At 60.0% G+C, this 24,403-nt stretch carries 17 protein-coding genes, 1 tRNA gene and 1 pseudogene; 9 read left to right on the plus strand and 10 right to left on the minus strand.

What is annotated here, in order from left to right:
- Positions 1–61: 61 nt before the first annotated feature.
- From AAV94_RS11605 to AAV94_RS11625, 5 genes are all read left to right on the plus strand, one after another.
- Positions 62–1,200, plus strand: a protein-coding gene (locus AAV94_RS11605; protein ID WP_156167861.1) for an IS3 family transposase whose coding sequence is annotated in 2 segments (ribosomal slippage) — positions 62–311 and positions 311–1,200 — 1,140 coding nt in all. Because the reading frame shifts where the segments join, the coding sequence is not laid out codon by codon here.
- Between the two features lie 208 nt (positions 1,201–1,408).
- A complete protein-coding gene (locus tag AAV94_RS11610) occupies positions 1,409–2,650 on the plus strand; it encodes a hypothetical protein (protein WP_046742408.1) in 1,242 nt (413 codons plus the stop codon).
- Positions 2,647–3,915: an oligosaccharide flippase family protein gene (locus AAV94_RS11615; RefSeq protein WP_046742409.1), complete on the plus strand. Its 1,269-nt coding sequence runs from the start codon at positions 2,647–2,649 to the stop codon at positions 3,913–3,915. The genes AAV94_RS11610 and AAV94_RS11615 overlap by 4 nt, the downstream gene beginning before the upstream one ends.
- 12 nt (positions 3,916–3,927) lie before the next feature.
- Positions 3,928–5,025 (plus strand): glycosyltransferase, encoded by a 1,098-nt coding sequence (locus AAV94_RS11620; protein WP_046742410.1) that lies wholly within the window; start codon positions 3,928–3,930, stop codon positions 5,023–5,025.
- On the plus strand, positions 5,022–5,807 hold the full coding sequence (locus AAV94_RS11625; protein WP_046742411.1) for a glycosyltransferase family 2 protein: 786 nt from the start codon (positions 5,022–5,024) through the stop codon (positions 5,805–5,807). The genes AAV94_RS11620 and AAV94_RS11625 overlap by 4 nt, the downstream gene beginning before the upstream one ends.
- On the opposite strand, the gene AAV94_RS11630 is transcribed toward AAV94_RS11625, so the two are convergent.
- The 9 genes from AAV94_RS11630 to AAV94_RS11670 form a co-directional block, all read right to left on the minus strand.
- On the minus strand, positions 5,780–6,895 hold the full coding sequence (locus AAV94_RS11630; RefSeq protein WP_046742412.1) for a glycosyltransferase family 4 protein: 1,116 nt from the start codon (positions 6,893–6,895) through the stop codon (positions 5,780–5,782). The genes AAV94_RS11625 and AAV94_RS11630 overlap by 28 nt on opposite strands.
- A 27-nt stretch (positions 6,896–6,922) precedes the next feature.
- Positions 6,923–8,194 (minus strand): exopolysaccharide biosynthesis polyprenyl glycosylphosphotransferase, encoded by a 1,272-nt coding sequence (locus AAV94_RS11635; protein WP_046742413.1) that lies wholly within the window; start codon positions 8,192–8,194, stop codon positions 6,923–6,925.
- 1,373 nt (positions 8,195–9,567) lie between these two features.
- Positions 9,568–10,623: a UDP-glucose 4-epimerase GalE gene (galE, locus tag AAV94_RS11640; protein WP_046742414.1), complete on the minus strand. Its 1,056-nt coding sequence runs from the start codon at positions 10,621–10,623 to the stop codon at positions 9,568–9,570.
- A gap of 176 nt (positions 10,624–10,799) precedes the next feature.
- A tRNA-Phe gene (locus tag AAV94_RS11645) sits at positions 10,800–10,875 on the minus strand.
- A 78-nt stretch (positions 10,876–10,953) separates the two neighbouring features.
- A complete protein-coding gene (locus AAV94_RS11650) occupies positions 10,954–11,667 on the minus strand; it encodes a response regulator (RefSeq protein ID WP_046742415.1) in 714 nt (237 codons plus the stop codon).
- A gap of 135 nt (positions 11,668–11,802) precedes the next feature.
- A complete protein-coding gene (locus tag AAV94_RS11655) occupies positions 11,803–14,163 on the minus strand; it encodes a sensor histidine kinase (RefSeq protein ID WP_084824895.1) in 2,361 nt (786 codons plus the stop codon).
- A 6-nt stretch (positions 14,164–14,169) separates the two neighbouring features.
- Positions 14,170–14,820, minus strand: coding sequence for a DUF4390 domain-containing protein (locus AAV94_RS14445; protein WP_052755034.1), 651 nt, complete (start codon positions 14,818–14,820; stop codon positions 14,170–14,172).
- A gap of 10 nt (positions 14,821–14,830) precedes the next feature.
- The gene (rsmB, locus tag AAV94_RS11665) at positions 14,831–16,276 is read right to left on the minus strand and encodes a 16S rRNA (cytosine(967)-C(5))-methyltransferase RsmB (protein WP_046742416.1); all 1,446 of its coding nucleotides are present in this window, start codon (positions 16,274–16,276) and stop codon (positions 14,831–14,833) included.
- A gap of 352 nt (positions 16,277–16,628) precedes the next feature.
- Positions 16,629–17,612 carry a LysR family transcriptional regulator gene (locus AAV94_RS11670; RefSeq protein ID WP_046742417.1) on the minus strand — a complete coding sequence of 328 codons (984 nt, stop codon included), beginning with the start codon at positions 17,610–17,612 and terminating at the stop codon, positions 16,629–16,631.
- Positions 17,613–18,026: 414 nt separating this feature from the next.
- Here AAV94_RS11670 and AAV94_RS11675 point away from each other — a divergent pair.
- The 4 genes and pseudogenes from AAV94_RS11675 (at position 18,027) to aldA (ending at position 23,436) form a co-directional block, all read left to right on the plus strand.
- Positions 18,027–19,354: pseudogene (locus AAV94_RS11675) on the plus strand (MFS transporter).
- Between the two features lie 60 nt (positions 19,355–19,414).
- Positions 19,415–20,602, plus strand: coding sequence for an L-rhamnonate dehydratase (gene rhmD, locus AAV94_RS11680; RefSeq protein WP_046742418.1), 1,188 nt, complete (start codon positions 19,415–19,417; stop codon positions 20,600–20,602).
- A 529-nt stretch (positions 20,603–21,131) separates the two neighbouring features.
- The gene (locus tag AAV94_RS11685) at positions 21,132–21,938 is read left to right on the plus strand and encodes an HpcH/HpaI aldolase family protein (protein WP_046742419.1); all 807 of its coding nucleotides are present in this window, start codon (positions 21,132–21,134) and stop codon (positions 21,936–21,938) included.
- Positions 21,939–22,002: 64 nt separating this feature from the next.
- Positions 22,003–23,436, plus strand: coding sequence for an aldehyde dehydrogenase (gene aldA, locus AAV94_RS11690; protein WP_046742420.1), 1,434 nt, complete (start codon positions 22,003–22,005; stop codon positions 23,434–23,436).
- A gap of 26 nt (positions 23,437–23,462) precedes the next feature.
- Here aldA and fdhD read toward each other — a convergent pair whose 3' ends face one another.
- Positions 23,463–24,371: a formate dehydrogenase accessory sulfurtransferase FdhD gene (gene fdhD / locus AAV94_RS11695; protein WP_046742423.1), complete on the minus strand. Its 909-nt coding sequence runs from the start codon at positions 24,369–24,371 to the stop codon at positions 23,463–23,465.
- Positions 24,372–24,403: the final 32 nt, after the last annotated feature.

A 24,403-nucleotide genomic window follows, 5' to 3' on the forward strand; every position in this document is an offset into this window, starting at 1 on the left:
CCCCCCGATTTCAGTACCACGCCGAACTTAGTAGAGTCCGTTTTCCGAGCAGGAGACGGTAGTGAAAAAGCGTTTTACAGAAGAACAGATTCTCGACTTTCTTAAGCAGGCAGAGGCCGGCGTGCCGGTGAAGGAGCTGTGCCGGCGGCATGGCTTCAGTGATGCATCCTTCTACACTTGGCGTGCCAAGTTCGGTGGCATGACCGTGCCGGACGCCAAGCGGCTCAAGGATCTCGAGCTGGAGAACAGCCGGCTAAAGAAGCTGCTAGCCGAAGCCCATCTGGATATCGAGGCACTTAAGGTGGTCGCCCGGGGAAAAGGGTAAGCCCGACAGCACGGCGGGAGGCGGTGCAGGAGATGCAGGCCAGAACCGGTATCTCCGAGCGCCGTGCCTGTCAGCTGATCGGGCTGTCTCGCTCGGTGCTGCGCTATCAACCCCGTTCCAGCGAGCAAAACACCAGGCTGCAATCCCAACTTATGGAGCTGGCACAGGAGCGTCGGCGCTTTGGCTATCGGCGCCTGCATATCCTGCTGCGGCGGGCTGGCATGCAGGTCAACCCTAAACGGATCTATCGCCTGTACCGGGCTGCCGGGTTGATGGTGAAGCGCCGGAGGCGCCGCCACGGTGTCGCCGTAGAGCGCGAGCGGCTGAGTCTGCCGAGCGCGCCGAATCAGGTATGGTCGATGGACTTCGTCTTCGATGCACTCAGTACGGGACGTAGGATCAAATGTCTGACGGTGGTCGATGATTTCACCAAGGAGGTGGTGGGTATTCTTGTGGATCACGGCATCAGCGGCTTTCGTGTTACTCGCGCATTAGATGAAATGGCCCGATTCCGCGGTTACCCCAAGGCAATCCGCACCGACCAGGGCCCCGAATTCACCGGCAAGGCTCTTGATCAATGGGCCTATCAGCGCGGCATCAAGCTGAAGCTGATTCAGCCTGGCAAGCCGACACAGAATGCGTTCATCGAATCATTCAATGGCAAGTTTCGGGATGAATGCCTGAATGAGCACTGGTTCTGCTCACTGGCCGAGGCCAGAATCCGCATCGCGGCCTGGCGAAGGGACTACAACGAACACCGACCGCACAGCGCTATCGGGAATCACACCCCGGCAGAATTCGCTGCGCATTGGAGGGCAAGCCAACAGCAACCCCGACATGAAAAACTAACATCAACCCCAGGGCCTACTAACTAGGAAACGGTACTAAAACTGGGGGCAGGTCATGAATTGCTAGGCGCACGAAATTTTGTGGCAGCACATCAACAATAAGTCCGGAGTTTATGGCCTGGGTCTCCAACCTCTGACTACTAAGAAGTATGAGGCAAGTTTAGAGTGACTGTCGCGGTTGCAAAAAAGGTTGCGAGTAGGCGATAAGTTTTTTATTGGTATAAATTTATTTTTAATGCTTAAATCCACCTGCTTGTTTGGCCTGATTGTTCTGGCCTGTTTTTTGTCCGGATTCGGGGACCTGCGCAATCTCATCACACCACTGGGATACTGGCTTGCCTGGCTGGGGTGGGCGTTGACTGTCGTAACGGTTATTCGGCCGTGGCTTCAGCAGTATTCGCAGTTTCTTTCTCCTTTTCCGAGACTGGTCTATTTATCCTTCTTCATACTGATTGCAGGAATGCTGTTGGCTGGCCTGTCTGCTTCACAGCCAACTGCTCTTTATCAGGCGCTAAAGGTCGCTGTGATTGCCGGACTAATGGGTGTAACGCTGCTGCTGATTCGGCAAGTCCGCCCGGAGGCAGTAGTGGATGCCATTGCTGTATTACTAGTGGCGGTCTTGTTGAGTTTCTGGCTGTCCAAGGGGCTGGGTGTGCCGTGGTGGGTGCGACTAGGAGATGGCCGCGAAGGGATGGAAATTGCACAGCCGGGTGTGATGTGGAAGCCTGCCGTGCTTTTCCTGCCGCTGGTTTTGGCCGATGTGTTGGCGCGACCTTCGCTGTGGTGGCGCCATGGCTGTCTGATTGGGATAAGCGCTTATTTGCTGATAGTGGATGGTTCTCGCACAGGGCTGCTGTTATTTGCCGGGATGATTTTTGTCATGGCATTTTTGAGCTTGATGCTGCATTGGCGCGGGATATCGCTCTCTTTGAAGTGGCTTCTTATAGCGGCGTTGAGTTTCGGTGGGATCAATGGCGTGCACTCTCTTTTGCCTGGTGCCAGCCCAGACGTTCCTAATGAGATTGCCATTGCGCCAGAACCGCTAGCCCTGCAGCGTTTGCAGGAAGGGGATGCTTCTCGTCTGAGCCTGCTGAAGGAGGGTTGGCGGCAGTCCGTAGATTGCTTGCCAGCCGGCTGCGGCTTTGGCAGTACGGCGGCGGTTAGCCACGGCATCATAATGCCCGTTCATAATGCCTATCTGGCTGCGCTGGGCGATTTTGGCCTTCTTGGCATGATCGGCATGTTGGGCTTTGTGCTGGCGGCAGCTTGGCCGCTGTGTCCATGGTTGCGAAGGGCTCGTCAGGTTGGTTTTGGCGCCTTGGATGCCAGATCTTGGTATGGTCTTGGTGCCTGCGCAGGTGCGTTGGCCTGGTGCGCGACGCTGATGCTCCATACGTTCAGCAGTGAAATGTCGGAATGGGGCTACGCCTGTTTGTTGTTGGCCATGGCGTGGGTGTACTGCCTGGAGCAGCGATGAGTGCAGGAGCTGGGAAGACTGTTGCACGCAACGCCGCCGCCTTGTATGCAGTGCAGTTGGTTTCTTACCTCATTCCCTTACTGGAAATCCCAGTACTGGCCAGGGCGCTGGGTCCGACGCTGTATGGTGAAATCTTGTTTTGCCAGGCTTTGGCGCTGACACTTTCCATTTTTGTCGAATACGGTTTCAACATCAATGCTGCGCAGCAGGTCGCGATTCATCGGGATAGTCCCAGTTATTTGAATACCTTGTTTTCGGATGTACTGCTAAGCAAGGTCTTAATATCTGCACCCATGGTGGTGACGTTGTCGGCGCTAGCGTGGGCTTTCGATGTGTTTTCTTCACCGGCCTTGCTTGGCTTTGTGTTGGCCTATTTTTGCGCCTTTGGGTTCAGTCCCATGTGGTATTTCCAGGGAATGGAGCGCATGGGCAAGGTGGCTGTGCTGGATGTGCTGTTACGGTTTGCAGGTCTGTGCCTGCTCTTTTTGCTAGTGCGCAGGCCAGAGGATTTCCTGTTGGCTCTGCCCATCATGGCTTTACCTCCGCTGCTGAACACCGCACTGACATCCTTTTGGTGCCGTCGTTCCGTAGGCGCTGTGCGCTGGTCGCTGACTGGAGCCTGGCAGCAATTGCTCGGAGGCTTTCATTTCTTCATTTATCGCAGCGCAGGCAACCTGGTTCTGGCGGCCGCGCCCATGATGTTGGGGCTGGTCGCAGGCAATCGCGTGGTGGGGGAGTTCGGTCCGGCGGAAAAACTCGTGCGTGGCATGACTAGTCTGGTCAGTCCTTTCTTGATGGCGGCCTTTCCATTCTTTTCTCGGCGCTTGAGCGCCAGTGGTGCCTCCCAATCTTCGTTCAAGATTACGCTTGGAGTGTTGTTCGCCATTGGCCTGTCTGCCTTGCTGATTACCTTGGTTGGCCAGGTCCTGGGTGCATGGGCCTTGCAGAAGATGCTAGGTTCTGGATTTACCGGCGCCCTCGATATATTCGCTGTGCTTGTTTGGCTGGCGCCTCTGCGCATCATGAACCAAAGCGTGGCCATGCTGGTTTTGATTCCGGCAGGTAAGTCGCACCAGGCTAGCTATTTGCTGTCTGGGTGCTCCATGATGGCCATCGTATTGGGCTCGTGCCTGGCATTTTCATGGCAGGGCTTGGGTATGGGGGCTGGCCTGTTGGTGGGTGAAGCCGTTTTGTTCATAGCGCAGCTTTATTACGTCGTCGTCGCGCTGCGCGAGTTGCGTTCTGAAAACACCACGCCGAACTAAGGGAAGGTTCCAGTGCGTATTTTGTTTGTCGTAACCGGCTTGGGGCTTGGCGGGGCGGAACGCCAGGTGGTAGACCTGGCCGATCGTCTGCAGGCAGCCGGGCATAACGTTGGCATTGCCCATATGGTTGATGAAACCAAGGTGCTGCCCAAACATGAGCAGGTCAGGCTGTTCCCGCTGCGTTGTTCGCGCTCCCTCTCGGGGATGGTAAGGGGCTACATGCGCTTGCGCCGTTTGATACGGTTGTGGCGGCCAGACGTCGTTCATAGCCATATGGTGCATGCGAATATTCTGACGCGGCTGGTACGGCTGTCGTGCCGTATACCGCGGCTGGTCTGCACGGCACACAATACCAACGAAGGGGGGCGGATCTGGATGTGGGCTTATCGATTGACGGATGCTCTGGCGGATGTGAACACCAACGTGAGCAGGGAAGCGGTGCGGGCCTTCGAGGAGAAGGGGGCGGTCAGGCCTGGCCGCATGCTGGCGGTCTATAACGGCATTGACACTCGGCGTTTTGCGCCGGATGCCACGCTCAGGCAGCAGATGCGGCTTGATCTATCGGTGCAGCGGGGGCAGCGCGTGCTATTGGCTTTGGGGCGTCTAACCCCTTCGAAGGGGCATGACATTCTGCTTAATGTGTTTGCCAGGCTTTACCGAGATGACCCTAGCCTGCTGCTATGGATAGGTGGTGAGGGCGCCAGCCGTCAGGCGCTGCAGCAGCAGATAGAGACCCTGGGCTTGCACGGGCGCGCCCTATTGCTGGGCGCCAGGGACGATGTGCCGGCCCTGTTGAATGCGGCGGATCTTTTCGTATTGCCTTCGCGCTTTGAAGGTTTCGGTCTGGTGGTGGCAGAAGCCATGGCATGTGAAAAACTGGTCGTAGCGACGGATGCCGGGGGCGTGGCGGAAGTAATGGGGGACGTGGGGTGGCTGGTGCCCGTGGAAAACCCGGACGCGCTGCATTCTGCCCTGCAAGCAGCCTTGCAAACGCCAGCAGAGCGCATGCAGCAAATCGGCCAAGCGGGGCGGGCCCGCATCCAAGCACATTTTGGTCTGGATGCCGCACTGCAAACCTGGCAACATCTTTACCGGGGTGAGTCGGCATGATCACCATACTGACGCCGACTTATAACAGGGCTTATCTGCTGAACGCTTTATACGAGAGCCTGTTGGCACAAGATGATCACAGTTTTGAATGGCTGATCGTCGATGACGGTAGCACCGATGAAACCTCTGAGCTGGTAGAACGCTTCCAGCAAGACAGCGTGTTCCCCATTGTCTATGAACGCCAAGAAAATGGCGGCAAGCATACTGCAATCAATACCGGAATCAGACTGGCTCGCGGCGACTGGGTGTTCATTGTCGATAGTGATGACGTACTGACGGCCGATGCCGTAGCCTCGATAGGTGCAGCGATCCAGCACAGCCAGGGGGAGACCTCTTTGGTTGGGGTCAGTTTTCGCAGGGCTTACATGGACGGGAAATTGATGGGGCGTCCCGGCTTGTCAGGTGTGCGGGACATGTCTCCGACGCAGGCGAGTGCAATAGTACAGGGGGATCTGGCCTATGTGTTCAAGCGCGAGGCCATGGTGGCGCAACCCTTTCCGGTCTATCCGGGAGAAAAATTCGTACCCGAACTGTATATCTGGAACCGCATAGGGGATCTGGGTGTGGTACGTTATTATCTAGATAAGGCCATTTATCGTGGCGAGTATTTACCGGATGGATATACACATAATTTCAAGAGACATCTTCAAAGGAATCCAAGGGGATTTCTGCAGTTTTACTGGCACCAGATCGGGCGTGAAACCAGTTGGCTGGGGCGATTGAAGTGCCTGGTCCGCAGCGCTCAGTGTCTGTTTTACTGGGGCAGGCGCAAGCTGTCTTGATACACCTGCAATGTCTTTTCCAGCATCGGTTCAAAGGCAAAATGCTGTTCATAACGTAGGCGTGCAGCTTGCCCCATTTTGCGGCGCAGCGCGGCATCCCTACCCAGGGTTTCTAGCGCTTGCCGCAGGCTGCCCTGATCGCCCCTGGGCACCAGCAGGCCAGTCTCACCATGCACCACCAGTTCGCGGACGCCGCCAACGTCTGACGCCACAACAGGCAAGCCGGCCCGCATGGCTTCGATGATGGAAAGTGGCAGGCCTTCCCAGGCGCTGATCAGCACGAAAACATCGGCATCGGCCAGACGCTGCGCAATATCATTGCATTCTCCAGGAAATGACACCCGTTGCTCCCGGTCAACTTCCCGCGCTAGCATTTGTGCGGTATTCAACAGAGGGCCGGCGCCAGGCAGGCTAAGCTGCCAGTCATCTAGGTTGCTGGAGGTTAGTGCTTGAATCAAAGCCATCTGCTGCTTGGGTGCCTGGAAGCGCGCAACCATGATGAATCTTATCGGAGCATCGCCCGGGAGGAGGATGATAGGTTGGCGGCGTATTGGGGTGTCATGCACCCCATTGTGGATAGTGATCAATTTCTGCGGCGGCGCCACTTTCAGGTCAATGGCCAAATGGCGGTCGTAATTCGACACGGTGATGATGCGTTGCGCCAGTCCGGCGCAGTATTTTTCTATCAGCCGATAAAGTTGGCGCTTGCGAGGCGAAATCCCTTCGGTAAAAGCCCACCCGTGGGCAGTGAATACACAGGGAGTCCTCGTGAGTTTGGCAGCGATGCGTCCGATGACACCGGCCTTGGATGAGTGTAGGTGCACGATATCCGGTTTTTCGCGACGTATCAGTGCAGTCAGTTCACCAACAGCCTTGATGTCCTTGGCGATCGATATATCCCTGACAAGTGATGTCAGCGGGAGGTAGAGCAATTCGCGCTTGCGCGCATGTTGCGCCAACAGCCCGGCGCCGCCGGCAGCTAACAAGACCTGGTGGCCACGTTGCTGTATCCCTTCAGCTAGATCCAGCAAGTGCAGGCTCGCACCGCCGATGGACTCTGACTGGGTGATGATGTAAAGGATTTTCATGCGTGCAAATAATTGGGGAAGACTCGCTTAACGAGCGCCGAACCCGGTCAGCATAATTCGCACGGTCAGTATGGCAACGATCAGGTCCAAGGCTAGCGAACAGTGTTTGATGTAATAAAAATCATGTTCGATTTTGATCTGCGTTTCGTCGATGCTAGCGGTATAGCCATGCCGAACCTGGGCCCATCCGCTTATACCTGGCTTCATGATGTGGCGATAGTTATAGAAAGGCAGTTTTTGCTCATATTCCTGTACGAAGGATGGCTGTTCTGGTCTGGGACCTATCAGGCTCATTTCACCTTTTAAAATATTCAGGAATTGGGGTAATTCGTCGATGCGCAGCTTGCGAATGATCTTCCCTACCCGGGTGATGCGAGGGTCGTTTTCACCGGCAAATTGTTCTGGGGCGTCACGATCAAAGCGCATGCTGCGAAACTTGTAGATGGTGAACGGCTTGTTACCCTGGCCGATGCGAGTCTGCGTATAAATCGTGGGCCCCGGACTTTCCAGCTTAATCAGTAAGGCAGTAATCAAGCCGATCGGTAGCACTACCGGCAGGCTAAAAACGACAATTAAGATATCAATGATCTGTTTCGTGCGCTCATATCCTGGGGATGGTAGCGTGGCGCCAATATTGTTTTCGGTCATCCGATTAATTTTTGTCCTGCCTGTTAGCCACTCGTAAATATATTTGGCATCGTAAACCGCGGTGCGGTTTAATGCACATTGAGCTAAAAATTTTTCGATATTCTTGTCGGCTCGGTCAAAGTCGGCGACAACGCCATCATAGCGCCGATCGAGTTCTAATCTTTCTAGAGAGAAAGGTGTGATGAAATCTGATTTCAGGATTTCTTCGGTATATCTTCCCCCCGGAATTACGGCCATCTTCCACCGCCGGTGCTTGTGCGTGCAGGTGTATTCTAGGTATTGCCATAGTATAGCGAGTACGCCGCTAGCCATGAGTACATGGAGAGATGCTTCGAGATTTAGTATTAGCGTGACTGCTGCTGATAGGCTATAGATAAGCAGCGTTTGCGGGGCCATGAAAATGGTGGGTTTAATGGCTGGTAACATGTTGCGGCTGTGCATGTTGGCAAGGTGACTGCCAAGATAAGCCAGCGTGGCAACCAGTATCGTGGTTTTCTGGTTGCCATCGGGAGTCAGCAGCTCATTCTTGGACCATGCGGCCAGACACGGAAGAATTACGGCGACAAGACAGCCAATCGCGATAGAAAATGGACGAGAGAGCAGAATTTGCTCATACAAGCGCCTGAAACGTCGAGGACTAGGGTAAGTCATTTAGGATGACGGATTGCTTTCACTCGCGGAGGGATAGGGCCGGGGATTGGACTGAATTTATTAATGCAAGAAACGTCTGCTACGATTTCTCATGCTGATATTTTATCGGTTTCAATGTCGCGGGTATCAAGTCACCACAGTTGTTTTTGAAGAGTTCTGACATTCCCGGAGATTTTTTACGCTGTTTCGATAGTTGGCTTTTCAGGGCATCAGAACCTGTTTACGATTTTGTGATGCACCGTGCGCAGCCAGGCGCAAGTGCGGCGGGCATGGCGCCAGCCTTGCCCAGACTGGGCGTCTGCGCAAGGCTGGCAACACTGTCCAGCGTGCTTTTGCCTGGTTGCCTTTCAGGGAGCCTCGCCAGACGCACGCTGTTGCATGACACATCCGCTTAGGGCCCACCAGCCCGACCGCGATTTGCACCATGCATCGCATCACCTGGTGAGGCAGCGCGGGATACAAAATCGTGAGTCGGTTCTCAGCGGCTCCGGCGCCTGGGGTGTCGTGAAATCGCAAGAGTGTGGCCACGCAAAAGAAGAGAAGGAACGCGTGCCGGGCCGCAAGGTCTCCCAATGCGCCAGGCAAGAAGCTGTCCGGGTCTCACAGAACTGATCCAGTTGGGCCATGATAGTCGTCTTTACGTTCCTGGCAATCCTGACCAGGTAGCAGGTGGCGGAAATCGCAGTCCTGGGGTGCCGAGGCAGCTGCGCTTGAGAGTTGAATCAACCGTCGGGGACGCTAATGGTATTAGCATGGAGGCGACGCGCGACAACAACGGTTTCGTCGAAAGCGGGGCACACACGCGCAGTGCGTAACTGGCGTGTCTGCACAAATTTTGTGAAGCGGCGCGATCGCGCTCGACATCTGCGGCGCTCTGGGTGCGCAGGATTGGGAGCGGCTCCTCCGGACGGGATGACACAGTTCGAGACGAGATTGCTTTCGCTATTCGAGAAACGAATGCGGACCGAATCGACCGATGACGCTACGAAAAGGTTTGAACCTTCGCGAGTCCATGTCGTCTCGCTTTTGTCAAAATCGCTTGATTCGCGTCTGCTGCTCTGTGGATGGCGTGTCGCGACGGCCGCGCAGGCGCGCTGCGTCTACGTGGAGCTGACTTCTGCGCTGTTCGACTGCACCGGCGCCGTGATTTTTATCGCTGATGCACCGGTCTGCAGACAATTGTTGATGAGTGTCGGACCGTTTTGCAATTGCCAAGATGAAGGACGAGCGCATCAATGGTCTTGCAGGACTGCGCCTGTGCCCGCTGCTGACTGAGACCCGCAAAAGCTACGGCCATGGTATGAATCAGTGGTGGCAACGTCGCAGCACCTGCGCCTCTCTTCCGTTGGATGACGATAAATGTCAGTCCCCAATTATTTGTTGTTATTGCAGTAGCCGTGAGGATTGTTTTTCTGCCAATTCCAGCCATCCCTGCACATATCTGCTAACCCGTGCTTGGCCTTCCAGTTTAGTTCATTTTCTGCTGCACTGGTGTTGGCCCATGCGGCTGCCAAATCTCCAGCGCGCCGATCTGAAAACTCATATGCCACTTTTGTGTTTGTTGCCTCCTCAAATGCATTGATCAGCTGAAGAACACTCGTGCCTCGGCCTGTCCCGAGGTTAAATGCTTTGAATCCAGTTTGTTGCTTTTCTTCTTGGTATTGGATGGCCTTAACATGGCCTTCTGCCAGATCCTCTATGTGGATGTAGTCCCTGACCCCAGTGCCATCCGGGGTCTCATAGTCGTTCCCGAATATTCTGAGATGCTTGCGCGTCTTGACCGCAACCTGAGTGATGTATGGAAACAGGTTGTTGGGCTCATCCTTTGGGTCTTCACCAATCAATCCACTGCTGTGTGCGCCGATTGGATTGAAATAGCGCAATGCAATTGCCGAAAATTCTGGAGTTGCAATGCAAACGTCCTTTAAAATTTGCTCGACCATTGCTTTTGACCAACCATATGGGTTGGTTGGGGCAACGGGATGATCTTCGGTATAGGGTAAGAAGTGAGGTTTTCCGTAAATTGTAGCGGATGAGCTAAAAACAAATCTTTTGACGTTGGCAGCTTTGGCTGCTGCAAGTAGGGTAAGGGTTCCAGTTACATTATTCTCATAATATTTGAGAGGTCGGCTTACAGACTCTCCAACCGCTTTATGTGCTGCAAAATGAATTATGCAGTTTATGGGATTTTTCTGTCGCGAATATTTTTCGAAGATGCTTGTTAATAGTTGTTGATCCCTGACGTCGCCTTCCACTGCATCAAATGACTTCTTTGCTATTTCTTTGACGCGCACTAGCGCTTCTGGTGTGCTATTGGAGAAGTTGTCTAGTACTACGGGAAAATAATCGTATTGAAGAAGCTTGATAAGGGTGTGGGAGCCGATGTAACCAGCTCCACCGGTGACAAGTACCGTTTTTCTCATGTCCATGAGGCCTTGGTTGCGAAGTGGGTTCAGTAAATCATTCGCCTGAGAGGCGAGTCAGTCATTGTGTATTCCGCCATGGATGGCGTTATACGCTGATAGCATAGAAAGCCGCCGGTCTGAGATGTTCTGTTGCTCCAGATAGCAAAAAAGCCCGACAAAAATGCCGGGCTTTTTAAACTTGGTGGCTCGGGGCGGAATCGAACCACCGACACGCGGATTTTCAATCCGCTGCTCTACCAACTGAGCTACCGAGCCAAGCCCTGCAGTATAGCAGCTTTTGCGGGGCTAGAGGACAAAAAATCTGTCGTCAAGCATGGCTGCGACGCTGCTTTGCTATCTGCTTGCCTTGCGCTTGCCCAGCTCTACGCCCAGCTGACGGAGCTTGCGGTAGAGGTGGGTGCGCTCAAGGCCTGTCTTTTCCGCCACGCGGGTCATGGAGCCGCCTTCGCAGGCCAGGTGGTACTCGAAGTAGGCTTTCTCGAAGTCGTCGCGGGCTTCGCGCAGTGGCCGGTCGAGGTTGAAGCTCTGCTGGGGCTCGGGCAGGCTTGGTTCGTCAGCTTGCGCGCTCTGGATAGCCGCAGCGACGAAGGCCGGAGCATCCTGCAGTGGCTGCGCCGCGTTGGGGGTGATGGCGGATGTGCTGCCTGGGGCGGCGCGTGGCGCACTGGCAGCCGCTGCCGCAGCAGGCCTTTCCAGCGCCTGGGTGACGGCCTTGAGCAGTTTCTGCAGCGTAATGGGTTTCTCAAGGAAGGAATGCGCGCCGATGCGGGTCGCCTCGACAGCGGTGTCGATGGTGGCGTGGCCACTCATCATGATGACGGGCATGCTCAGCTGGCCAGCCTGGGCCCATTCCTTGAGCAGGCTCACACCATCGGTGTCCGGCATCCAGATGTCGAGCAGAACCAGGTCGTAGTCGAGTGCGAGCCGCGCCTGGCGGGCCTGGCTGGCGTTTTCCGCCACGTCGACGTGGTGGCCTTCGTCATTGAGGATTTCCGAGAGCAAGTCCCTGATGCCTAACTCGTCATCCACGACCAAAATGTTTGCCATGTCTTCGTCAATATCCTTCTGGTGGCTTGCCAGCGTGGCGTCTCAAGTAAGGTTGGCCTACGCGGGGGCTTCCGGTTCTCGGTTCAGCTGGCATGGGTAGCCCCGGTTCACCTGCAGTGCCAGCATTTCGCATGCCTAGTGTAGTGGCGATTGCTGAGGGCTACTGGCGGCAACTGGTTGAAATGATAGCGAAACCCGCGCACCGACGATCTGGCCCCCCGCATCCAGGGCGTTGCCCAGCTCGATGACGGCCTGGTGTTCATCGGCGATCTTTTTCACCACCGCCAGCCCAAGCCCTGTGCCTTTGACCTTCGTCGTGACGTAGGGCTCGAACACGCGCTGCAGCATGTTGGGCGGAAAGCCGGTGCCGTTGTCCTGCACGCAGAGGATGACGCGTTCTTTGGCCTTGTTCCACTGCGTGCTCACGCGCACCGGTGCAGGGGGCTGGTCGCGCTGCTCCTGCGCCTGGAGGCTGGCGTCCTGCGCATTCTGCAGCAGGTTGTGGATGATCTGGCGCAGCTGCATGGCATCGCCCAGCACGGGCGGCAGGCTTGACTCCAGCTCCGCCACTACCGGGTAGCTGGCGTTCTCGGGTCCGTAGAGCTGCATGACGTCCTGCAGGATGTGGTTGAGATCGACCGGTTCCAGCCTTGCGGTGGGCAGGCGGGCGTAGTCGCGGAATTCATTGACCAGGCGCTGCATGGCTTCAACCTGCTCGACGATGGTCCGGACCGATTTGGTGAGGATGGCCTCCTCCTTCTCGGGCAGTTTGCCACTCAGGCGCATTTGCAGCCGTTCGGCCGACAGCTGGATGGGGGTGAGCGGGTTCTTGATCTCGTGCGCCAGGCGCCGGGCAACTTCCGCCCACGCCTGGGCGCGCTGGGCCGAGACCACGTCGCTGATGTCGTCGATGACCAGCAGCCAGTTGCCGTCGGGCAGCAGGGCACCGCGTGCGACGATGGTCAGCGAGAAGTCCTGGCTGGGCCGGGTGGGGGCGGCGCCGTGCGGGGCGGCGTAGAGCTCATAGGTGTGCTGCCAGTGGCCTACGTCGCGCCCATCGCCCAGCGCCGCGCCGGCCTGGAAGTGCTGCAGGACTGATTGGCCGAATGACTCCAGTCCCGGCACGCTGGGCAGGGCCTTGCCCAGGTAGGCCCCCACTGGGGCACGCAGCACGCGCGTGGCGCCGGGGTTGCAGGCGGTAATCACTCCGTCGGGCCGCAGCACCAGCACGCCGGCGGTGAGGTTGTCCATCATCGTCTGCAGCTGCGCGCGGGAGGCATCCAGTGCCTCTATGCTCTTGCGCTCGGAGTCCCGCGCGGCAGCCAGCTGGTGGGTCATCAGCGCGAAGGCGCGGGTCAGGCCGGCCAGCTCGTCGTTGCGTGGCAGCGCGACCTTGGGCGCGAGGTTGCCTGCGGCCACTTCCCGCACGCCGTCGGCGAGGATCAGAATGGGCCGCAGCAGCTGATTGCCCAGCAGCACGGCCAGTACGATGGCGCCGAACACGGCAAGAAACAGGCTGAGCGTCAGTGTGCCGATGTACATGCGCCGCAGGCCCTCACGCCCCAGCGCGCGCTGCTGGTATTCCCGGTTGGCCTGCTGCACGGCAAAGGCATCGGCAATCAGGGCCTGTGGCACGGGCACGGTGATCTGCAGGAAGCGGATGCCCTCATTGCTCAGGCTGAGGGTGCCGCCCAGGCCGCGCACGAGAACCATGGTTTGCACCTGTACGGGTGAAGTGCCGTCGAGCTCAGCCTGCTCCAGCCCTTCCAGCGTGGCCCATTCGCGGCGCTCGCGCGCAGTCTGGAAGGCCTGCGGTGGCGGGCGGTCCGGGCGCAGCTGAAAGCGCTGCGCCTCGCCGGTGCTCAGCTCGACTTCGCCGTTGGCGCGCCACAGCACTACGGAGGTGGCGTCAAACTGCTCGCGGATTTGTTCCAGCGCAATGGCCAGCGAGGCGGGTCGCACCTGTTCGAGCTGGCTGGCCGAGTAGCGCGCCCGCGCCGTGTTGTTGACAACCCAGGCGTCGAGTGTGGTGCGGGCCATGCCGACGCCGGCCGTCAGCGCACTTTCGACGCGTGCGTCGAACCAGTTCTCGATGGAGCGCGAGACGAACTGGTAGGAGATGACGTAGACCAGCAGACCGGGCAGTATCGCGACGATACAGAAAAGTCCGGCCAGCTTGAGCAGCAGGCGTGAGCCGAACTTGTTCTGGCGCAGCCGGCTGAACAGCCGCCACGCGCCCCACAGCAGGGCCAGCAACAGCATGGCGGCGACGGTGACGTTCACAACCACCAGCCATGGGTAGTAATGCTCGTACAGCTCCTGGTTGTTGGTGGCCAGTGCCAGCAGAAACAGCAGCACCAGCGCAATGGCCGCCGCAACGGCGACGGCAACGCCCAGGGCCCAGCGGGTGCGGCGTGCCGTGCGTGCGGCGGGCAACAGGCCTGCCGGGCCAGAGCTGCTGGCGGATGCAGGACGATGGTCGGGACTTGCAGGCATTGCGTATCAGCGGGGCAGCGGGCGCAGCCCGCCGTCATCCAGCAGCAGGTGCTGGCGGTCGGTCAGAATCAGCTCCCAGCCAGCGCGGCTGTCCGTGTCGAACTGCAGGGGCCGGGGCAGCAGGCTGCGGTCGATTTCAAACTGCAGGGATGCGAAATAGCGGCCGGGGCGCAATGGCGTGACCGGGCTGATTTGCCACGGGCCAATGTGTGCCAGCGCAGCCAGTGCAGCGTCCAACGAGGCAAATCGCTGCGCCAGTCCGGCAATGGTAGCGTCCGGCGCAAAAGGCGTGCTGGAATGCTGCAGCTGCCAGGCGCCCGTCAGCGGCAGATGGCCCAGGCGCCAGTAGCGCTCTGCCGAGGCTTCCAGTTGGGGCCACCACCAGCGGCGCTGACGTTCGAGCTGGGCGCGTGCCATGAAATAGACCGGCACGCCCCGGTGCAACGCATTCAGCACCGGCTGCGACAGCGCCAGATCCACCGAGGCCGTGACGGCAACGTGGCCCCGCGCGTCGATCTGCCATTGCACCGTTTGCCAACCGCCGTGCTGTGCCTGCGCGTTGCGCGTGGCCAGGCCTGCGACGCACAGCATGGCCAGCACCACCATCCAGGAGATGGCATGCCGACGCATCAGCGGGCCTGTGGCAGGCCGTGCCATGCGGGCGCATTCATGCTTTTTCCAGCAGCGCATAGAAAAAGCCATCGTGTTCGCCTGTCTGCGTCTTCACAGCAGCGCTATGGTCCGCTGTGGCGCGCAGGTGGCGGCTGCTGGCGTGGGGCATCGCGGGGGCGGCGTCGTCACGGCTGTGCGGTGCTGCGTCTTCTGGCGCGGCCGGCAGCAGTTGCAGGGCGGCAATCAGTCTTGCATCGGTCTGGCGGGGCAGGAAGCGCTCGATCTGATCCAAGCCTTCTTCCCGGAATACCGAGCAGGTGCAGTACAGCAGCCTCCCACCGGATCGCAAGGTGGGCCAGAGCTGCGCCAGCAGCGTCTGCTGCTGGCGCGCCAGTGCGGCAATGTCGTCCTCGCGGCGCAGCCAGCGCACATCCGGGTGGCGGCGCACGATGCCGGATGCCGAGCAGGGTGCGTCGAGCAGGATGGCATCGAACGGCGCTGCGGCAATCTCTGGCGGCCAGCCTGCCGGTGCCGTGGCGTCGGCCACCACGATGCGGACCTGTTCTGCAAACCCCAGGCGCGTCAGGTTCTCGGTGATGCGCTGCGCCCGTGCGGCATCCTTTTCCATCGCCACCAGATCCAGCGTCACGCCTTGCGTTGCGGCCAGTTCCATCAAGTGCCCCGTCTTGCCGCCTGGCGCCGCGCAGGCGTCGAGTATCCGCAGTGTGCCCGAGGTGGCGGGGAGGGGGGCTTGAAGCAGCCAGGCCGCGGCGTACTGGGCGCCGGTATCCTGCACCGAGAACCAGCCCTCGGCATAGCCGGCGAGCGTGCGTACATCGGCCGGGTGATGCAGCACCAGCCCTTGCTGGCCGACGGGAGTGGCCGCCACGCCCTGTGCGGAAAGTGCCTGTAGATAGTCGGAGCGCGTGATGCGCGCCGTGTTGACGCGCAGCGCCATGGGCGCGCGGCTATTGTTGGCGGCAAGAATGGCCTGCCACTGCGCGGGATAGTCACGCTGCAGGCGTCCGATCCACCATTCGGGATGGTTCCAGCGCGCCTGCGGATCGGCGGCGACGGCCTGTTGCAATGTCTCTGCCTCGCGGATGTAGCGGCGCAGGCAGGCATTGAGAAATCCCGCCTGTCCAGCAAGCCGCTTGTGCTCGCGCAGCGCCTGCACGCTTTGATCGACGACGGTAAAAGGCTGGTAGCCCAGCAGCTGGGGGTCTGCAAGAATAGCCAGTGAAACCATCAGCAGTGCTTGGACGTGGGGGTGTGCAGGCTTGGTCACAAGCTGCCTGGTCAGCGCCTGCGTGAGACCGGCATGGCGCAGCGCATTAAACAGCAGCGCGCTGGCGCCGGGGCGCAGCGGCCGCGGCCAGGCCGCTGTGACTTCTCGGGCCGACTTCCCTTCGCGCACGGCTCGTAGCCCGCGCGCGGCCAGGTCAAGCTGGCGCTTGAGCGCGGGGGGCGGCTGATCAAGAGCGGCGCAACGGGACTGCATGGACACGGGTGCAAATAACTGAAATCGGTAGACCGCATTGGAACAGATCGCGCGTTGGTGCGAGCGCTTCTGTCAATTGTCCGCCGCGAAGAGGCTTCTGAGAACCTGCTTACGCTCTTTTCAGGCATCGCCTTTGGAACAACCGGGGGCGATCAGCACCGCGCGGCACCGTGTTGCACCTCATCACGGCGTGTGCATGGCCTGTGTGTGTGGTGGCCGGGTCAGCAGGAGCGCGGGCAGCATCGCGCATCTTGCATTCACTGGCCATGGATCTATAGGTGATTGACCCTGCCTTGATGTGACGCAATCCCATGATTGGCGTTGCGCACCTTCGCGCTATTGGGTATCGGGGCTATTCGGGGGCCTGTATGCGCGCCGCTTGTTCATGCAATAGCTGAATAAAGCGCGCTTGCTCCTGCGATGGGGGCTCGTTCGTCCTTGTGACTATTCCAAATGGCGCCATCTGCACGCTCAGCCGTAGTGGCAGCGCCTTGACAAGCCCCATGCGTAGGTAATCGCGCAGTGTGGACTCGGGCAACAGCATCAGTGCATCAGTGAGCTGCACGAGTTGTTGCATGGAATAAACCGAGCTGCATTCAATGATGTCGGTCGGAGAGGAAAGCGAGAGGCTATCGAGGTGCTCGGCCAGTGCGATGCGCGCCGGACTGGTATGCGGCTGCAGTATCCATGGCCAGTCGTGTACCACTTCCTCCCAGCCGATTTTGCGGCGGCGTGCGAGCGGGTGCTTGCGACGTACTACGACAAGCAGCCGCTCGTTGCCAAGCGCCTCAAACTGGTAGCCGCGATGGCTAATAGTGCCGCGCCTGGCGATTGCCAGGTCAATGCGACGCTGCTCAAGCAGGTGCAGGACCTGATCGCTCGTATCGCCCATGATGCGCACCCGCAGTTGAGGCAGGCTTGCCTTGAGCTGCGCCACTGCGTTCATTACCAGGTCGGGAGCTGCACCCATGATGGTGCCGATTGCTAGCGAGCCCCAGCCGCCAAGCTTGCGGGCGTTGAGATCCTCCGCACAGCGATCCAGCCCATTGATGGTCGCTTCAGCGAACTTCACGAGCTCGCGACCCAGTGCCGTCGGTCGCATTCCTCGCGCCAGCCGGTCGAACAGCTGGCAGCCGAACATTTCCTCGATTTCGCGCAGCATGCGCGTTGCCGCAGGCTGTGACATGTTCAGCATCAACGATGCGCGGTGCAGGTTCTGGCTTGACCCCAGTGCAACCAGCATGTGCAGGTGCTTGTAACGCAACCGGTTCAGCAGGCTGCGCGTGGCGGCATTGTGGCTGGAAAAGGGGGCCTGCGGCTGAGGTGGTTGGCGCATTTGATTGATAACCTGAAGGTATCGTATGTGGTCTAAATTCTATTTGTGAAGTATCGGCCTGGCCCGTAAAGTCAATCCGCGTACGCAAACAGTCCTGGCCGCCCTCCATCTTTCGGTGGCCTACCAAAAAAGTGCGCATGCGTCGGTATCGGGTTTTGATTACCTGCGCGTGCATCCGAAAAATCGTGCAGGAGACACCATGTTCATTCTCATCGCTTGCTTCCTTGGGTGACCGTTGCGCTGCGTGGCGCTGCATGGCCTCGGTCAGCATGAAATAGCCGATCTGGCCCGTAGCCGCATGTGATGTGACGCACATGCGCGCGCCAGCAGCTGGGCTGCCTACCCGTTCGTCCCGTCTCGTCTTTCGATGTGCGCCTGTTGCGTGCAGGCCCGTCTTCGCCCAAGGGTTTTGCAATGACCTCAAACCGACTTCCGCCGGCGCTGCTGGCCAAGATTTCCTGGCGGCTGCTGCCGTTTCTGCTGCTGATGTACATCATGGCGTTTCTCGATCGCGCCAACGTCGGCTTTGCCAAGATCGCCTACCAGGCCGACACCGGCATCAGCGACGCCGCGTTTGCGCTTGGTGCCGGCATCTTTTTCCTGGGCTACGCGCTGCTGGAGGTGCCTAGCAACCTGATCATGCACAAGGTGGGCGCGCGCATCTGGATGTGCAGCATCATGGTGAGCTGGGGCCTGATCTCGGCGGCGATGATGTTCGCGCACAACGAGATGATCTTCTACGTACTGCGCTTCGCGCTGGGTGTGGCCGAGGCCGGATTCTTTCCCGGCGTCATCCTCTATCTGACATATTGGTTCCCGGCGGCGCACCGGGCGCAGGCAACCGGTTTCTTCTACTTTGGCGCGCCACTCGCATTCATCCTGGGCAGCCCCGTTTCGGGCATGCTGCTGGAACTCGACGGCATGGGTGGACTGCACGGCTGGCAGTGGATGTTCATGGTCGAAGGACTGCTGGCGGCGGCCGTTGGCGTCTGGGCCTACTTCTATCTCACCAATCACCCGAAAGATGCCATGTGGCTAACGCCGCAGGAGCGCGCGCTGGTTGCCGACATGATCGAACGCGGGAACCAAGCCAAGGGCGAGCATGGACATAACCTGCTCAAGGCGCTGACGCAGCCGCGCGTGCTGTATCTGGCATTGATCTACCTCCTGATCCAGGCGAGCGTCTATGGCGTGGTGTTCTATCTGCCGACCCAGGTGGCGGGACTGCTGGGCACAACGGTGGGGCTCAAGGTGGGGCTGATCTCAGCGATTCCATGGCTTTCGCGCTGCTGGCGGCCTGGCTGATTCCTGGCCTTGCCGACCGGACTCAGTATCACCGCGCCATCGCGTGCTTCACGCTACTGGTGTGTGCGGCAGGTATGGCGGCCTCTGTGGGGCTGGCCAGTCCGGCGCTGGCCATTGCCGCGCTGTGCTTTGCTGCTGCTGGCTTTATCGCCGTGCAGCCGGTGTTCTGGACCTTTCCAGCGAGCATGCTGGCCAGCAGCGCAGCTGCTGGCGCAATTGCCCTCATCAACTCGTTCGGAGCGGTGGGCGGTTTCGTGGCGCCCGTCGTCAGAAACTGGATTGAGTCGGCCTCCCAGTCTCCGGCCGCAGGCCTGCAACTGTTGGCCGCAACGACGGTTCTGGCAGCCCTGTTGGTGGTCTGCCTGCGGCCGCGCGCGGCTGTCGTGCGGATCGCCGATAGCGCGTCAGGCGGGGACAGTCCGCTGATGACCGTTTAAGAACGCGCCCACAGATCTTTTGCCTTGCCTTTTTCCCAGCTCAACAACAGGAGCCCACAGATGCCTGGTATCCCTACCATCAAACACGTACGCGCATACACCCTGACCGGTGGCGGAGCGGACTATCACGATCAGGCCGACGGCCACTGGATCGACGACCACATCGCCACGCCGATGAGCAAGTACCCCGAGTACCGGCAGAGCCGCCGTAGCTTCGGCATCAACGTGCTGGGCACGCTTGTGGTCCAGATCGAAGCCTCCGACGGGACAGTGGGTTTTGCGGTCACCACCGGCGGGGAGCCGGCCGCCTACATTGTCGAGAAGCATCTCGCACGCTTTCTGGAAGGCGCGCGTGTGACGGACATCGAGCGCATCTGGGAGCAGATGTATCTGTCAACGCTCTACTACGGTCGCAAGGGCCTTGTCATCAACACGATTTCCGGCGTGGATCTGGCCCTGTGGGATCTGCTGGGACGCGTGCGCGGCGAGCCCGTGCACCAGCTGCTCGGCGGTGCGGTGCGCGATGAACTGCAGTTCTACGCCACGGGCGCGCGTCCCGATCTGGCCCAGAAAATGGGCTTCATTGGCGGCAAGCTGGCACTGCACCATGGCCCTGCCGAAGGCGAGGATGGCTTGCGCAAGAACCTTGAGGAGCTGGCCACCATGCGCGAACGCGTCGGCCCCGACTTCTGGCTGATGCTCGACTGCTGGATGAGCCTGGATCTGAACTACGCCACCCGGCTTGCGCATAGTGCGCGCGAGTTTGGCCTCAAGTGGATCGAGGAAGCCCTGCCGCCCGACGACTATTGGGGGTACGCCGCGTTGCGCCGCAATGTGCCACCGGGCATGCTGGTGACCACCGGCGAGCACGAGGCCACGCGCTGGGGCTTTCGCATGCTGCTGGAGATGGGCTGCTGCGACATCATCCAACCGGACGTCGGCTGGTGCGGCGGCATCACCGAGCTGATCAAGATCTCCGCGCTGGCGGACGCGCATTCGGCGCTGGTGATTCCGCACGGGTCGAGCGTCTACAGCTATCACTTTGTGGCTACGCGCCACAACAGCCCGTTTGCCGAGTTCCTCATGATGGCGCCCAAGGCTGATGAAGTGCAGCCGATGTTTTATCCGCAACTGCTCGGCGAGCCGGTGCCGGTCAATGGCCGCATGCGCATCACGGCCCTGGATAAGCCGGGATTTGGTGTCGAACTCAATCCCGACTGCAAGCTGGTGCGCCCCTATGAACACTGAACGCTGCGCCGTGCGCGCCTTTCGCATGCGCCTGCATCCGGGTCAGGCCGGCAGCTACCGGTGCCGCCATGACAACCTTTTGCCAGAAATTGCCCAGGTGCACGCCGCGTCAGGCATTGCGTTGCGAGGAGCAGTCCTTGCGCAAGCCCATGCAGCGGAGACCAAAGATGACCGGGCCGCAGCACGCTGGCCTTTCGAGAAACGCTCTCACGCGCCGTTGTCGCCACCAGCGGCGCTAGACCTCTCCCCGGCTGGCGCGGCCCCATGTTTGGCGCAGCGCGCAGTCATCTTGCGTCGATCCCGGGGCATCTGTCGGATCCTCGCCCGGCTTATCTTGCCGGGCAGGCAGTATGCATCGCAGCGGAGCCGGTGCGATTCGTCACGTGCGTCGCGTTGCTGGTCGATGGAGGCAGCTTTGCCAATCTGCAGTGGGTGGACATGTTGCTCCATGGCCTGCTTTCTGCGCCCCCGCCGCCATGCCGCTTAGACATGGCATCGTCATTTCATCGTTAGAAAATCGTCATCCACCATGCAGCTTCCCTTCAATCACTTCAAGGCCGCGCTCGCTGGCTCCGGCACGCTCTACGGCATCTGGGCTGGTTTCGGCACGGCCTACGCTGCCGAGGTCGTGGCTACCACTGGCTATGACTGGATGCTTCTTGACGGCGAGCATGCGCCCAATTCCGTGCCCTCGCTGCTGGCGCAGCTGCAAGCGGTCGCGCCCTATTCTTGCGCGCCTGTCGTGCGGGCCAGCCACGGCGATGCCACCCTCATCAAGCAGTTGCTGGATGTGGGCGTGCAGACCCTGATGGTGCCGATGGTCGAGACGGCCGAGCAGGCCGCCACGCTAGTGCGCGCGATGCGCTATCCGCCGGCGGGCATTCGCGGAGTGGGAGGCGGACTCGTTCGCGCCACGCGCTGGGATGCGGTGCCAGATTACATCCGCACCGCCCATGAACAGCTGTGTCTGATCGTGCAGATCGAGTCGCGCCAGGGTGTGGAGAACGCGGCGGCCATCGCCGCCGTGGAGGGCGTCGATGCGGTCTTCATTGGTCCGGCCGACCTGTCAACCAGCATGGACCATGCGGGTGATGCGAGGCAGCCCGACGTGCAGGAGGCCATTGCGAGTACGATCCGAGATGTGTGCGATCAGGGCAAGGCCTGTGGCATCCTCGCGCCCGACGTTGGGGATGCGCAGCGCTACGCCCAATGGGGCTGCCGCTTTGTGGCGGTGGGGATCGACATCAGCCTGCTGCGCCAGGCGGCGCTGCACAACCTGGCGCGACACCGTGGCGAGGGCCTTGTTGCGTCTGCGACGGCTTCATCCACTTACTGATCCATGTGTCGCGCAGCGGGCATGCTGCCGGTGCGCGTCAGTCCTTGTGAACTGAAAAGGGGCTATTTCCATGACCACTGTATTGCGCAACTACATCGACGGCGCGTTCGTCGACAGCACGGAACTGCACGACGTCATCAACCCCGCCACAGGAGAGGTTCTGGCCCGTTCGCCGCTCTCGGCCCAGGCCGACGTGGACCGCGCCATCGCTGCGGCGCGCGCGGCGCAGAAGCCATGGGCACGCAAGCCGGCAATCGAGCGCGCCCAGTACCTGCATCGCATTGCGGCCAAGCTGCGCGAGAACGTCGAGCGCATCGCCCGCATCATCACCCAGGAGCAGGGCAAGATCACCCCGCTCGCCCAGGTCGAGGTGAACTTCACCGCCGACTATCTGGACTACATGGCCGGCTGGGCGCGCCGCATCGAGGGCGAGGTCATCACCAGCGACCGGCCCAACGAGAGCATCTTCCTGCTGCGCAAGCCGCTCGGCGTGGTCGCCGGCATCCTGCCGTGGAACTTTCCGTTCTTTCTGATCGCCCGCAAGATGGCGCCGGCCCTGGTCACCGGCAATACCATCGTCATCAAGCCGAGCGAGGAAACCCCGATCAACTGCAACGCGTTCACCGAGATCGCCGCCGACGTCGGCCTGCCGCCGGGCGTGTTCAACGTGGTCTACGGCAAGGGCGAGACGGGCGGCGCGCTCTCGGCGCACGCCGGCGTGGACATGATCAGCTTTACCGGCAGCGTGGCCACCGGCGTGCGCATCCAGGCCGCCTCGGCCCCGCACATCACCAAGCTCAACCTCGAGCTCGGTGGCAAGGCGCCGGCCATCGTGCTCGCCGACGCGGATCTCGACCTGGCGGTCAAGGCCATCCACCAGTCGCGCATCATCAACACCGGGCAGGTGTGCAACTGCGCCGAGCGCGTCTACGTGGAGCGCCGCGTCGCGGACGAATTCATCAACCGCATCGCCCAGGCCATGCAGGCCACGAAGTATGGTGATCCGATTGCCCAGCCCGACGTGGACATGGGCCCGCTCATCAACCAGGAAGCACTGGAGAGCGTCACCGCCAAGGTGCGCCGTGCAGTGCAGGAAGGCGCGCAAGTCGTCACCGGCGGCGCCCCCGCTGACCTTGGCCAAGGCTTCCATTACCAGCCGACTGTGCTGGCCGGCTGCAACAACAGCATGGACATCATGCGCCATGAAATCTTTGGCCCGGTGCTGCCGATCCAGGTCGTCGAGGATCTGGACGAAGCCATTGCGCTCGCCAACGACTGCGAGTACGGCCTGACCTCCTCGGTCTACACGCGCGATCTGGCCAAGTCACTCAAGGCCATGCGCGAGCTCGACTTCGGCGAAACCTACATCAACCGCGAGAACTTCGAGGCGATGCAGGGCTTTCACGCCGGCGTGCGCAAGTCCGGCGTGGGCGGCGCCGACGGCAAGCACGGGCTCTATGAGTACACCCACACTCACGTGGTGTACGTCGAGAGTTGAACCATGGCGAGGATGCAAATACCCCGTCAGGGGCTATAGCGAATAGCCCTTGGCTGGCGCACCAGCCCCCACAGCTGCAGGTTGGCCGTTCGGGCCACCTGGATTGCGAGCGAGGTGGGGGCTGAAATCGTTGCCAGCACCGGTACATGCAGGCGGGCGCATTTGCGCACCAGTTCGTAGCTGGCGCGACTGGTCATTACAACAAACCCTTCGTCCGGCCATGGCTCAGGAAAAGAGCGTGCGCAGTCCTTGAAGAGACCTGTCTGCGCCATGGCGCGGGCGCCAAGCAGCTTGTCGAGCGCGTTGTGGCGGCCGACGTCCTCATAGACCGCGATGAGATGGCCGTTGGGATCCGCAAAGCCCGCAGCGTGCACCGCCCCGCTGGCACGGTTGAGCGTCTGCAGTGCCGGCATGGCGGACATGGCCGTGAACAGCGTGTGTGGAGTGAGCGCGTGTAGCCAGCCAGGCCGGGTGTTTGGCTGAGGGACGAGATCCAACGCGTTCAGATTGTCGATGCCACAGATGCCGCACCCGGTTCGGCCAGCCATGCTGCGGCGGTGTTCCTTCAAGCGCACGAAGGCGGCAGTGGCAATATCCAGGTGGACCTCAGCGACCGGGAAGTCGGCCGAATCCACCGAGACAGGCGCTGACATACAGCCGCTGGTGTGGACAGTGATGTCGTAGCAGTCACTGGGCGCATCAAGAATGCCTTCACTGAGCGCAAAGCCCAGTGCGAGTTGCGGAAGATCCTGCGGGCTGCACATCATTACCGCGTGCGAGATACCGTTGAATACCAGCGCAACAGGAACCTCGGCGGCAACCTCGTCCGCAACCACCGAAGGATCGTCGCCGCCGTCGTGGCGCTGCACGGAAGTGGTCACCAGCGCGGCAGGCAGTGGCTGTGATTCGTCATCGGTCTGCAAGCGTGCGTTCATGGGCGATGCAATTGGGTGAAGAAGTGGATCGG

The sequence above is a fragment of the Lampropedia cohaerens genome (genome assembly GCF_001005215.1).
In the GTDB taxonomy this organism is placed as follows: Bacteria; Pseudomonadota; Gammaproteobacteria; order Burkholderiales; family Burkholderiaceae_C; genus Lampropedia; species Lampropedia cohaerens.